The organism is Shewanella sp. HL-SH2, assembly GCF_051164935.1.
Lineage (GTDB): Bacteria > Pseudomonadota > Gammaproteobacteria > Enterobacterales > Shewanellaceae > Shewanella > Shewanella glacialimarina.
Genome location: NZ_CP195035.1, coordinates 1,429,632 through 1,442,984 on the forward strand (window position 1 = coordinate 1,429,632; position 13,353 = coordinate 1,442,984).

Consider the following 13,353-nt stretch of genomic DNA (forward strand, 5'->3'; position numbering starts at 1 on the left):
GCTGACGAATCACACAGGCTAAAGTTTTAAGTAAAAATCCTTGCATAAATCTGTCATTGCTACCGAATACTGACCTTGTTTATCACGTATATCGATCGAGCCGGTAACATATTGTTGTTCGGAAGCAGGATGTTTAATCGCCAGCAATAGCCGATTAGGTGGTTTTCCTGTAACGCTGCTGACTTCAATGCGTTGAGTTATTTCTAAGCCAGTGCCAGATAATGCTGGTTTGAACATCGCTTCACTCTGAACCGGAATAATGATACTGGCCACGCCATCTTTGGCTAATAAAGCGTAAATAGATTGTACTAAGTCCGTAAAATCCAGTTGATTAGTGTGCCTTGCCGTTGCGCGGGCACGATCCTGAGTTTGCGGGCCATTGGTAAAGTAGGGAGGGTTGCAAATAATATGATCAAAGTATTGGCGACTGCTTGCGGCTATTTTTTGCTGATGTAAGCAAAAATCTTGAATGCTGGATTGTATCAATTCAATTTTTTTAGCCCATTGGCTTTGGGCGATATTATTGAAGCAATCTTGAGCTGCAGATGTATCTAACTCTATTGCAGTAATGTGAGTTTTTGTCGATGTTCTTTGTGCAGCCATTAAGCTCAATAAGCCACTTCCTGCGCCAATATCAATAATACGTGTTGCGTTAGTTAAGCCCGCCCAAGCACCTAACAGCACCCCGTCAGTGCTTACACTCATGCCGCAATGGCTATCATCGATATGAAATTGTTTAAATGTGAATGGCATTAAGGGCTACAGTGCGAGCGAATTAAAGGTTGATTATAACAAATTACACCAGCGTGTTAATTGATTGATGATGGCTTATTTTAAAACATGCAGTATTACTTCTACTGGTGTTTAACCCTCAGTCAATGTAGTAGCGGCCATAATATAAATATAAGGTCTTAATTATCGGTTTGTTAATTTATGTTATCGCTTATTAAAGGCTGTGCTAGTTATGTTTAGGGCTTTTGGTAATTGTTTCAGGCTTGAAATCTAAATAACTGAATATACTCAGTCTCTATTGCGTATTATTAGCATCTTTGCTATTAGTTCAGGCTGCTCTTTCAAGGTAAAACCGCTTGTAATGGCTTGATTCATTCAAACACTAACTAAGGGTTATATAAACAGATCAACAATGATTATTTTTCGCACTAAATTTAATGTATTTAGATAGCTTAGGGTGTAAATATACTATTACGATCTGTGACGTGTTCATTATTAGCAGTAGCTAAAATGAATTTGATCACTTAAGTTGGTTAAAGAACAAATACAACAAAAAGAGATGTTAACGTGCAAACAACTAAATTATCGATCATCGATACCTTTGGCCTAGGGTTTATGGCTTTCGCATTCTTCTTGGGTGCAGGTAATCTTATATTCCCGCCTTTTGCGGGCTTTTTAGCGGGTGAGAACATGTCACTGGCTATGGTTGGCTTTTTATTAACCGCGGTGGGAATGCCACTGATTGGATTGATTGCTGTAGCTAAATCCAATGGTAAAATTATGGCCTATTTGCCACCATTTGCTGCTACAGCTCTGGCCATTGCTATTTATATTATTATAGGGCCTGCATTTGCGGCGCCTCGAACCAGTTTGGTCGCCTTTGAAATAGGCGCTCGTCCGTTTATAGCAGACCCTGATGCGGTGGTGATGATAGCGGGTCAAGCAATCAATATAGCCCAGCTGATATTTACCTTAGTGTTTTTCACGATTGTGATGTTTATGTCACTTTATCCTGGCAAACTTTTGGATAACGTCGGCAAAGTACTTACGCCTATTTTACTGACCTTGCTGGTTGCTTTAGCAATGAGCGTGATGTTTATCTCAGGCTCAACGGTAGGCTCTCCTTCAGCGGAATATCTGGCAAGTCCGTTATCAAAGGGGATTATTGAAGGTTATAACACTATGGATACCTTGGCATCACTGATGTTTGGTATGCTTATTATCGATTTACTGCGTAAAAAAGGCGTTAATAATGTTGCAGATCAAACCAAGTATCTGATCCGCGCCGCCATTATTGCCGCATCTGGATTGGCATTTGTGTATATATCACTATTCTTTCTAGGTGCTTCAGCAGGTGATTTAGCTAAGGGAGCATCAAACGGTGGTGTCATTTTAACTAACTATGTTGACCATAACTTCGGCATGTTAGGTATTGTTATGCTGTCTACTGTCGTTGGTTTGGCGTGTTTGACTACCGCGATCGGTCTGGTAACTGCGTGTTCTGAGTTTTTCAATGAGCTTCTACCGTCAGTGTCATACCAACGTTTTGTGATTATTTTCAGTGTGGTGTGTGCCACTGTTGCTAACGTGGGTTTATCACAATTAATTATAATTAGTATTCCTGTATTGATGACGATTTATCCAGTGGCCATTGCATTGGTATTAGTGACTTTTATTACGCCACAATTTGCTCGTCCTGAATTGTCACAACGATTAATTCTAAGCGTTGCGCTAGCTTTTGGCGTATTAGATGGATTAAAAACCGGTGGCTTTGATATGTCGATGTTTAATTTCTTACCGTTACATGCAGAAGGCATGGCTTGGGTACTGCCAACCGCCATCGTTTCTGCGGTATGTTTGTTTTTACCTAAAAGTGATCAAACAACCTCTGCGGCATAAATGCTTATTAGCTAATTGCTTATCAGTAAGGATTGCTAATATTTGACCGCTAGATATGCTAACCTATAGCCAGCATATCTAGCGTGTTAAATAGAGTCTTAAGTGAAATCAAATCAATACTCTCCGCACCCCCTAATCGAACAATTCATTGACCATATATGGTCAACAAAAGGCTTAAGCGATAATACGTTAGCATCGTATCGAACTGATGTAGCGCATTTCGAACGTTTTGTATTAAGTCAAAAGTCTTGCCTTGTTGATGCCGATTCATTGCTATTAAAAGCGTATCTCGCATATCGATTTGAGCAACAATATGCTAAAACCAGTACCGCAAGATTGATGAGTAGCTTACGACGCTTTTACGGTTATTTAATTGTGAATAAGTTGATTGATGTCGATCCTACCGCGTTAATTGAGTCACCTAAACTGCCACGCAAATTGCCTGATGCATTATCTGAAGCACAAGTAGATGCTTTACTATCCGAGCCCGATATCGATGATCCAATCGAATGCCGTGACAAAGCGATGCTTGAATTATTATATGCAACAGGGCTGAGGGTGACCGAATTAGTGAGTTTAACCATGGAGCAAATAAGTTTGCGCCAAGGAGTCGTTAGGGTGATGGGTAAGGGCGGTAAAGAACGTTTAGTTCCGCTAGGTGAATTAGCCATTAGTGAAGTCGAATTATATTTAAAAACTGCTAGGCCAACACTTTTACATATGAAGCAATCTGATGTGTTATTTCCGTCGAGGCGTGCGCAGATGATGACTCGACAAACTTTCTGGCATCGCATTAAGTTATACAGTGCACGAGCAGGGATAAGGGTACACTTATCACCACATACTTTACGCCATGCCTTTGCGACTCATTTACTGAATCACGGCGCTGATTTACGAGTTGTACAATTACTCTTAGGCCACAGTGATTTATCCACGACTCAAATTTACACTCATGTTGCTAAAGCCCGTCTGCAGCAGCTTCATCAACAGCATCATCCGCGAGGTTAACCTATTGGGTAGCCTTTCGTTACATTAAAAAGCTTTTAGCATAGTTGCGTTAATCGTACTAAATCTGTAAGTTTTGCAATCAAAGTCGGGTCTAGTCATTTAATCCCGTGTAAATTAGGAATAATTATGAAGTTATCTAAAGCCTTAATTCTTGTCGCCAGTTTAGTTGTTCCTGTAATGAGCTATGCAGCAGCCACAACTGATACTGAAAATAGTGAGTTAAAACAAAAAATATCAGACATGTTAGGTGTTGAGGTGATGAGTCTTCAAGCATCGCCGATAAAGGGTATTGTGCAAGCGTTAACCGATCGTGGTGTGCTCTATATTACTGAAGATGGATCTAAATTGATCCATGGCAATATGTATGACCTAAATAACCGCATGAACAACTTAACTGAGGCTGCTTTAGCCGGGCCTCGCATAGATATGCTTAAACCACTTGAGAAAGACATGTTGGTTTATAAAGCTAAAAATGAAAAGCATGTGGTCACGGTATTTACTGATGTAGACTGCGGCTATTGCCGTAAACTGCACAATCAAATGAGTGAATATAATGACTTAGGCATTACGATCCGTTACTTAGCTTATCCTCGCGCAGGGATCCCTTCAGCTAACGCCGATGAAATGCAAGCTGTATGGTGTGCTAAAGATCCATTGCAAGCAATGACTGATGCTAAAGAAGGTAAGAATATTAAAGCGGCATCGTGTGATATTGATATTAGCAAACAATTTGATCTTGGACGTTCATTTGGCGTTAACGGTACGCCAGCGATGATACTTGCAGACGGTAGCATGGTGCCAGGTTATCAGCCTCCAAATGACTTATTGAAAACCCTCGAATCTCGATAGTCAACTGACTAAGGTGAGCAATAGCTCACCTTTTTATTGGTCACCTTTTTCACATATCACTGCATTAGGGTTTGTTTTGTCTCATAAAATCACTCGTCGTCTTCAAGTTGATGATTCACATCTTCCTATTACTTTACCTCCCTTATTGAGACAGTTATATGCTCGACGTGGTGTGGGGCAAGATGATTGTGAGCTAGTGTTAGCTAAATTACTGCGTCCTAATACCATGAAAGGGTTAGATGTTGCCGCTAAATTAGTAGCCGATGCGATGCATGCTCAGCAGCAAATATTAATAGTGGGTGACTTTGATGCCGATGGCGCCACGTCTACTTGTGTTTGTTTACTCGCTTTGAGAATGATGGGTGCGACTCAAGTGGATTATTTAATCCCTAATCGTTTTGACTACGGTTATGGTTTGAGTCCTGAAATTGTCGCTGTTGCCCACAGTAAAAAGGCGCAACTACTTATCACGGTTGATAATGGTATCTCGTCGATAGACGGCGTAAAAGCTGCCAAAGCTTACGGCATGCAAGTGGTCGTGACGGACCATCATCTTGCTGGCAAAATCTTGCCCGAAGCTGATGCCATTGTTAATCCGAATCAACCTGATTGCCAATTCGCCAGTAAATCAATTGCAGGAGTTGGGGTCGCTTTTTATTTAATGACAGCAATTCGTGCAGAGCTTCGCAGCCGCAACTGGTATGCGGTGCAAGGTATTATAGAACCTAATTTAGCTGAACTACTTGATATAGTCGCACTAGGCACTGTCGCTGACGTGGTGTCGCTAGACCCCAACAATCGTATTTTAGTTCAAGCCGGCTTACAACGTGTACGCGCAGGGCGTTGCCGCCCAGGTATTACCGCATTGCTAGAAGTTGCTAAGCGTGACCCGAGTAAAATTGTTGCTGCCGATTTTGGTTTTGCGGTTGGCCCAAGGCTAAATGCTGCCGGTCGCCTTGATGAAATGGCGTTAGGTGTCGAAACCTTATTGTGTGATGACATCATGCTTGCAAGACGAATGGCGGCTGAGCTAGATGGCTTGAATCAAGATAGGCGTGATATTGAAGCCGGCATGCAGCAAGAAGCCTTGAAAAGCTTACAAGTTATAGCACTGGATGAAGCGACGCTGCCTTGGGGGTTAGCTTTGTTTCAACCAGACTGGCATCAAGGCGTTATCGGCATTTTAGCTTCACGTATAAAAGATAGATACCACAGGCCAGTGATCGCTTTTGCGCAGGCAGGTAACGGTGAAATTAAAGGCTCTGCTCGCTCAATAAAAGGCCTGCACATGCGGGACTTACTAGAGCGGATTAATTCATTACATCCAGGTATTATTATCAAGTTTGGTGGCCATGCAATGGCAGCAGGATTGTCTTTAAGGGCTGATGCGCTAGAGACATTTAAACAAGCTTTTGATGATGTCGTTAGAGATATTTTAGATTATGAGCAGCTAACTGGAGAGTTAATGTCAGATGGCGAATTAGCTGCCGCTAACATGACCTTAGATACTGCATTTATGCTGCGTAATGCTGGCCCTTGGGGGCAATCATTTGAAGAGCCGCTATTTGATGGTTGCTTCAATGTTGTGCAGCAACGTATTGTGGGTGAAAAACATCTTAAGTTATTACTTGAAACAGAGTGCGGTCAATTAATGTTAGATGGCATTGCGTTTAATGTTGATATGCAAACTTGGCCCGACGCGACGATTAAACAGGCTCGAGTGGTTTATAAGTTAGATGTGAATGAGTTTAGAGGTAATCAAACGGTTCAGCTTATGGTTGAGTATATTGAACCTATGTAAGTATTTTAGATCATATGCTTTGCTGGCAATAGCCAATCAAAGCAATTTTATTCAGTAAGTTATAAATTTCACATACAAAAAAGCCTCGCATTGCGAGGCTTTTTTGTTAATCACTTTATTAGTCGCTTGATGCCACCAATTTAAATATGGTGCCCGAACCCGGAATCGAACCAGGGACACGAGGATTTTCAATCCTCTGCTCTACCGACTGAGCTATTCGGGCGACGGGGTGCAATTTAAGGTTTTATAGTGTTTGAGTCAACCGTTTTTTATAAAAAAAGTTATTTTTCAACTCCAATGCTGAATTAAGCAGCGTTTAGACTAATCAATCAGCGGTCAGTGCTGCAAAAATATTCATTAATCATGAGTCATTTTACTGATATCTTTATGGCGTATTTATTTATCAACTTATCAACATGGTTAAAAAACAGCCTCATAAAGAGGCCGTTTTAAATGAGTTAACTTAATTGAGTAATAATTAATTAACTAATTCGTTATTAGGAAAATTGGCTTTCATCACAGTTAACGTGTTTTGTTTTAACTTGTCTTGACCAAGTTCGTCATAGGCGGTAGCCATAATTTCAAGCGCAGACTCAGCCTCTGGTGTACCAGGGAATTTTTCTAAAACGGTTTGAGCGCGAACTGCAGCAGCACTCCAAGCATTCATTTTTATGTAATATCTTGCAACGTTGATAGAATAGCGCGCTAAACGGTTTTTCAAGTATTGCATACGCTTTTGAGCGTCAGCAGCATACTTGCTTTCAGGGTAACTTTTTATCAAGCGATCGAAGTCTTTAAAGGCATCTTGAGCGTTTTGAGGATCACGATCAGTACGGTCAATATTCATCATATCGTGAAATAAATAACTATCTGCCTGCATATTTGTTAAACCACGCATATAATACACGTAATCAATATTAGGATGAGTCGGATTCAGGCGTAAAAAACGGTCGATATTGGCGACACCTGAAGCAACATCATCCATTTTGTAATAAGCAAAGATCAGATCTAATTGAACTTGAGTTTTATGTGGGCCAAAAGGATAACGCGAGTCTAAAGCTTCTAGCGTTCGAACTGCTTTAGAATAGTTTCCTAATTCCATTGAGGTTCTAGCTTGAGAATAAAGTACGTCAGGAGAGGCTTTATTGGCAAACTCGTCATCTTCGGGACTGCTACTACAAGCGGTAATAGCGACTGAAAGTAATACTAGGGCGGCGCCTTTGGCTAATTTATACATACTTTAATTTAATTCTTTTATAAGTTGTGGTTAAGAATTTTTCCATTTCACGGTAAAATAGAAAACATCCGATTGTAACAGATACTACATTCACTTTGGACCCCAGAAAAGGGTTACGGTTCCTATGACACAAGAGATTAATCTAAAAAGCGAGATAACAGCAACACAAACAGGACAAAGAATTGACCAAGCATTGGCGATTATTTTTCCTGATTACTCGCGCACACGCATCAAAGAATGGATTTTATCCGGTGCAGTTACCGTAGACGGTATCATAGTCGACAAGCCGCGGGAAAAGATTTTTGAATCACAACTGATCGAAATCAACGCCAAGCTTGAAGAAGAAGTTCGCGCTCAAGCGCAGAACATCGCTTTAAACATTGTTTATGAAGATGATCACATCATAGTGGTCAATAAACCTGCTGGCCTTGTCGTGCACCCAGGTGCTGGTAATGCCGATGGTACTTTGATGAATGCATTATTGCATCATTGTCCTGATATTGAGCATGTACCACGTGCTGGTATTATTCATCGCCTCGATAAAGATACGACTGGCCTGATGGTGGTTGCTAAAACAGTTGAAGCGCAAACGCATTTAGTTGCCGCGCTTCAAGCCCGTGAAATTGTGCGTGAATACGAAGCCATTGTAATTGGTACTATGACAGCGGGTGGCACTGTAGATGAGCCTATCGATCGTCATCCTACTAAACGCGTACAAATGGCGGTAGTTAATGGTGGTCGTCCTTCAGTAACGCATTATCGTGTTGCGGAAAAATTCCGTGCCCACACTCGGTTACGTTTGCGTCTTGAATCAGGCCGTACTCATCAAATTCGAGTTCACATGGATTATATTGGTCATGTGTTGGTTGGCGATCCTGTTTATGGTGGTCGTCCTCGTCCGCCTAAAGCCGCTAGCCCAGAGTTTTTTGATATATTGAAAAACTTTAAACGCCAAGCATTACATGCAATTCGTTTAGAGCTTGCGCACCCTATCACCTGTGAAATCATGAGTTGGAAAGCACCTATACCTGAAGATATGTTGCTTTTGACTCAAGCAATGCGTATTGATACCGAATTAAATCCGATAGTGTATTTATAATTGTGTATCGATAAATGCTAAGACCTCATTGGCCTTTACCTGAAAATGTAGCTATAGCGTTTACTGACCGTCATGGTGGGAGTAGTTGTGCCCCCTATGACAGTTTAAACTTAGGGTTACATGTAGGAGATAATCCTCAAACGGTATTGGCTAATCGGCGTCTACTTTTATCTTCACTTGCGTTACCTTGCGAACCTTTGTGGTTAGAACAAGTGCATGGTGTTGAAGTGGTGTCTATATCTCAAGTGGCTAATAGCACGAGTGTTCCTTTAGCGGATGGTAGTTATAGTGACCAATATGGTCAAGTTTGTGCGGTAATGACGGCAGATTGTTTACCCGTATTATTGTGTGATAAACAAGGTCGACAGGTTGCAGCTGTGCATGCCGGCTGGCGCGGTTTATGTGCTGGGGTTATTGAACAGGCTGTAAAGCATTTTTCAGTACCTGCATGTGAGTTAATTGCCTGTCTAGGCCCCTGTATTGGACCCAGTCAGTTTGAAGTAGGAGCAGAAGTGCGCAGCGCATTTATGGCTAGCGCAGCTATTGATACTACTGATGTTGAACTTGAAAATGCCATAGCAGACTGTTTCATCCCTAGAGTGAATACAACTGATAAATATTTGGCTGATATGGTTGGTTTAGCAAAAGTGCGTTTACTTCAGCTAGGTATCGAAACCGTCTATAGTGCTGATGAATGTACCGTATTAAACAACGACTACTTTTCTTATCGTCGAGATAAGGACACTGGCCGTATGGCCTCATTGATTTGGCTAAAATCTTAATCTCACCGCTTTTTGTTATTTTGTATAAAAAATAATCCACTTTTTTACACCTCATCATACTTTGTTAGCTTGAAATCTCACTACTATGCCCCCATATTTTAGATAACAGCATATCCCAACGGATATCTACTTTTTGTATTAGATGTAGGAGGTTATATGAGACTCGACCGTATGACGAATAAGTTTCAAATTGCTATTTCTGATGCGCAATCATTAGCATTAGGACGGGATCATCAATTTATTGAACCTATCCATTTAATGATGGCTCTACTTAATCAAGATTCTGGCTCAATTCATCCATTACTGACTCAAGCGGGCATGCGTGTCAGTGCATTACGTTCAACCTTAAGTCAAGAATTAGAGCGCTTACCACAAGTTGATGGAACAGGCGGTGATGTACAGTTGTCGCAAGGCCTTATTCGCCTGCTTAATTTGTGTGATAAGCTGGCTCAGAAACGCAAAGACAAATATATCTCATCTGAATTATTCATTCTTGCAGCACTTGAAGGTAATGACGCGTTAGCTAAAGCGCTTAAAGATGCTGGCGCCACCAAAGAGTTAATGGAAAATACCATCCAGCAAATTCGCGGCGGTCAAAAAGTGGATGATCCTAATGCAGAAGATCAACGCCAAGCGTTGAAAAAGTACACCGTCGACTTAACCGAGCGGGCAGAACAAGGCAAGTTAGACCCTGTTATTGGTCGTGACGATGAAATTCGCCGCACGATTCAGGTATTACAGCGCCGTAGTAAAAACAACCCAGTATTAATTGGTGAGCCTGGTGTCGGTAAAACTGCCATCGTTGAAGGGCTTGCTCAACGAATTGTTAATGGTGAAGTCCCAGAAGGGATTAAAAACAAACGGGTATTGTCTTTAGATATGGGGTCACTGATTGCAGGGGCTAAATATCGAGGCGAATTTGAAGAGCGCTTAAAAGCAGTTCTGAATGAATTATCCCAAGAAGAAGGCCAAGTGATTCTGTTTATAGATGAATTACATACTATGGTCGGCGCGGGTAAAGGTGAAGGCGCAATGGATGCTGGCAACATGTTAAAGCCCGCATTAGCCCGTGGTGATTTACATTGTGTGGGTGCTACAACCTTAGATGAGTATCGTCAATACATAGAGAAAGATGCCGCACTTGAGCGTCGTTTTCAAAAAGTGCTGGTGGACGAGCCTAGCGTAGAAGACACGATTGCCATTTTACGTGGTTTGAAAGAGCGCTATGAACTTCACCACCATGTAGAAATTACCGATCCCGCCATTGTTGCCGCTGCAACTATGTCTCATCGGTATATTTCGGATCGTAAATTACCTGATAAAGCCATCGATTTAATTGATGAAGCTGCTTCAAGTATTCGCATGCAGATTGATTCTAAACCCGAATCTTTAGATAGATTAGAGCGCCGAGCTATTCAGTTAAAGCTAGAAGAGCAAGCGTTAGCCAAAGAAACCGATGATGCAAGTCGAAAACGCTTAGATCATTTGCAGGTCGAACTAAAAGATGTTGAATTGAAAGCATCAGAGCTTAATGAGATTTGGCATACCGAAAAAGCCGCATTGGCCGGTACTCAGCATATCAAAGCCGATTTAGAACAGGCCAGAATGGATATGGATGTTGCTCGACGGGCTGGGGATTTAACCCGTATGTCTGAGCTACAATATGGTCGTATTCCAGAGCTAGAGAAGCAATTAGATTTAGCCTCTCAAGCAGAGATGCAAGACATGACATTGCTTAGGAATAAAGTCACCGATGTTGAAATTGCTGAAGTGTTATCAAAATCAACCGGTATTCCTGTGTCAAAAATGCTTGAAGGGGAGCGCGAGAAGTTATTGCATATGGAAGATGCACTGCATGAGCGAGTGATTGGGCAGAATGAAGCCGTTGATGCGGTGTCCAATGCTATTCGTCGAAGCCGAGCGGGACTTGCCGATCCCCAACGTCCCATAGGCTCATTCTTGTTTCTAGGCCCGACAGGTGTTGGTAAAACAGAGTTGTGTAAATCGTTAGCTAAGTTTTTATTTGATACCGAGTCGGCTTTAGTGCGGATAGATATGTCAGAGTTTATGGAAAAGCACACGGTTTCTCGCTTAGTCGGTGCCCCTCCTGGTTATGTTGGTTATGAAGAAGGAGGCTACTTAACTGAAGCTGTGCGTCGAAAACCTTATTCGGTCATTTTATTAGATGAAGTTGAGAAAGCCCATCCAGACGTATTTAACATTTTACTGCAAGTGTTAGATGACGGCCGCTTAACCGATGGGCAAGGTCGTACAGTTGATTTTAAAAATACTGTTATTATTATGACCTCGAATCTAGGATCCGATCGTATTCAAGAAAGTTTCGGTCGTGTGACTTATGAGGAAATGAAACAAAGCGTTATGGATGTAGTGATACAGAATTTCAGACCTGAGTTTTTAAATCGGGTAGATGAATCGGTAGTGTTTCATCCACTTGATGCTAGCAATATTAAACACATTGCCAGCATTCAGCTTGAACTGCTACGCAAACGTTTAGCTGAAAAAGAGTTTGATCTGCAAGTATCTGATGAAGCGCTATCGTTAATTGCTGAAGTCGGTTTCGATCCAGTTTATGGTGCAAGGCCATTAAAGCGAGCTTTACAGCAAGAAGTGGAAAACCCTTTAGCGCAAAAGCTACTCCGTGGGGATTTAATTCCGGGTAAAGTCATTCAAGCTAATGTTGAGCAGGGGAAATTGGTGTTTGTGCAGTAACTTCATCTTTTACTAGGCACATAAAGAAAGGGAGCATTTAGCTCCCTTTTTTAAATTTAGATTAAATTTCACTGCTGTGAGTCGTTAATTGCAAAAAAGCTTCACTCTTTGTTCATTCTCAGTTCTAGCCGCTTGCTTATCTTCTTCTGTCATAGCAACAACTTCACCGGTTTTAGGATCTTTTTTAGTGAGTCGATTATATGAGCCAAGTAAATCCATGCTGTGTTTAGCACTCTCACAGATTGATTCGGCTTGCTTAGCGTCTTTCTCTTTAATTAATTTTGCAGATTGAGCTAAATCAGACTCAGGCTCTACTTCAACTGCTTTTCGTTTTGGAGTGGCAGTGCCAATTTTCTGAGGTTCAAGTTCATCTGTGGTTATACGTTGGGCATCTACTCCCTTTGGTGGTTGCTGACTGTAATGGACAACACCACTACTATCTGTCCAGGTATAAATACTCGCGGCAATACTTGATGAGAACATAAGCAGGCAGGTAACTAATAAAAGTAATTGTTTCATGTAAGCATCCAAAGGTTAAAGCTGAAATATAAAAGTATCTTTGATAGAACAAAAATATGTTATCTAAAAGTAAAAACCAACTTATATTTACTATTTATGATGAGTGTATAAGAGTGCATTAGATTAAGACGCAAAAGATAAGGGGGTTTACTCACTGCTAATCCTTTTATTCCAGCTGGGTTAATAACCCGTAACTAAAGTATCTACTGCAAATAAACCAACTAATGACAAAATCACTTAGTACAAACTAAAAAATCACATTATTCAGAGTAAACTATACCTTCTTAATCATATATAAGAAGGTATTTTCATTTTTAGAGGCGTATTCGCTTGCCGTTAACATTGCTTTATCGAACTTTATTGATGCAAAATGAGATGTAATAGTCCCTTTTTTGCGCGTTTCGTCCAAAAAATGCCCCATCAATGCTGTTTTAATAAAAAACTTATTAAAAGCCCTTGCACTGCCTCAGAATCTCCCTATAATGCGCATCCACTGACACGGCACAGCGCGAAAGCAAAGTAGCGAGTTAGGTTGATTTGAAAGGATAAAAACTTCGGTTTCATCATCAAATCAACAGCGAAAAGAAAGTTTAAAAAAACACTTGACGCTGACAACAGGGTCTGTAGAATACGCAGCCCAAGCCAACGACCTAGCGTCCAACGGCGATGTTTGAAAAATCAACATCAACGCTCTTTA

At 41.2% G+C, this 13,353-nt stretch carries 10 protein-coding genes and 1 tRNA gene; 7 read left to right on the forward strand and 4 right to left on the reverse strand.

Going from position 1 to position 13,353, the window contains the following annotated elements; all coding sequences use genetic code 11:
* Positions 1–18: 18 nt before the first annotated feature.
* On the reverse strand, positions 19–753 hold the full coding sequence (locus ACRWP9_RS06235; protein WP_434928400.1) for a tRNA1(Val) (adenine(37)-N6)-methyltransferase: 735 nt from the start codon (positions 751–753) through the stop codon (positions 19–21).
* Between the two features lie 546 nt (positions 754–1,299).
* On the opposite strand from ACRWP9_RS06235, the gene brnQ reads away from it, so the two are divergent.
* From brnQ to recJ, 4 genes are all read left to right on the forward strand, one after another.
* The gene (gene brnQ, locus ACRWP9_RS06240; RefSeq protein WP_226410926.1) at positions 1,300–2,631 is read left to right on the forward strand and encodes a branched-chain amino acid transport system II carrier protein; all 1,332 of its coding nucleotides are present in this window, start codon (positions 1,300–1,302) and stop codon (positions 2,629–2,631) included.
* Between the two features lie 102 nt (positions 2,632–2,733).
* Positions 2,734–3,639 carry a site-specific tyrosine recombinase XerD gene (gene xerD / locus ACRWP9_RS06245; RefSeq protein ID WP_434928401.1) on the forward strand — a complete coding sequence of 302 codons (906 nt, stop codon included), beginning with the start codon at positions 2,734–2,736 and terminating at the stop codon, positions 3,637–3,639.
* Between the two features lie 126 nt (positions 3,640–3,765).
* Positions 3,766–4,488: a bifunctional protein-disulfide isomerase/oxidoreductase DsbC gene (gene dsbC / locus ACRWP9_RS06250; RefSeq protein WP_226410924.1), complete on the forward strand. Its 723-nt coding sequence runs from the start codon at positions 3,766–3,768 to the stop codon at positions 4,486–4,488.
* A 76-nt stretch (positions 4,489–4,564) separates the two neighbouring features.
* Positions 4,565–6,289, forward strand: coding sequence for a single-stranded-DNA-specific exonuclease RecJ (recJ, locus tag ACRWP9_RS06255; RefSeq protein WP_434928402.1), 1,725 nt, complete (start codon positions 4,565–4,567; stop codon positions 6,287–6,289).
* A gap of 147 nt (positions 6,290–6,436) precedes the next feature.
* On the opposite strand, the gene ACRWP9_RS06260 is transcribed toward recJ, so the two are convergent.
* Positions 6,437–6,512 (reverse strand) — tRNA-Phe (locus tag ACRWP9_RS06260).
* A gap of 255 nt (positions 6,513–6,767) precedes the next feature.
* Positions 6,768–7,526: an outer membrane protein assembly factor BamD gene (locus ACRWP9_RS06265; protein ID WP_434928403.1), complete on the reverse strand. Its 759-nt coding sequence runs from the start codon at positions 7,524–7,526 to the stop codon at positions 6,768–6,770.
* A 124-nt stretch (positions 7,527–7,650) separates the two neighbouring features.
* On the opposite strand from ACRWP9_RS06265, the gene rluD reads away from it, so the two are divergent.
* The 3 genes from rluD (at position 7,651) to clpB (ending at position 12,137) form a co-directional block, all read left to right on the forward strand.
* Positions 7,651–8,625, forward strand: a complete 975-nt coding sequence (rluD, locus tag ACRWP9_RS06270; protein WP_226410921.1) for a 23S rRNA pseudouridine(1911/1915/1917) synthase RluD — start codon at positions 7,651–7,653, stop codon at positions 8,623–8,625.
* Between the two features lie 14 nt (positions 8,626–8,639).
* Positions 8,640–9,407 carry a peptidoglycan editing factor PgeF gene (gene pgeF, locus ACRWP9_RS06275; protein WP_434928404.1) on the forward strand — a complete coding sequence of 256 codons (768 nt, stop codon included), beginning with the start codon at positions 8,640–8,642 and terminating at the stop codon, positions 9,405–9,407.
* A gap of 156 nt (positions 9,408–9,563) precedes the next feature.
* Positions 9,564–12,137, forward strand: a complete 2,574-nt coding sequence (clpB, locus tag ACRWP9_RS06280) for an ATP-dependent chaperone ClpB (protein WP_434928405.1) — start codon at positions 9,564–9,566, stop codon at positions 12,135–12,137.
* Positions 12,138–12,221: 84 nt separating this feature from the next.
* Here clpB and ACRWP9_RS06285 read toward each other — a convergent pair whose 3' ends face one another.
* Positions 12,222–12,656: a DUF4124 domain-containing protein gene (locus tag ACRWP9_RS06285; RefSeq protein WP_434928406.1), complete on the reverse strand. Its 435-nt coding sequence runs from the start codon at positions 12,654–12,656 to the stop codon at positions 12,222–12,224.
* Between the last annotated feature and the right edge of the window lie 697 nt (positions 12,657–13,353).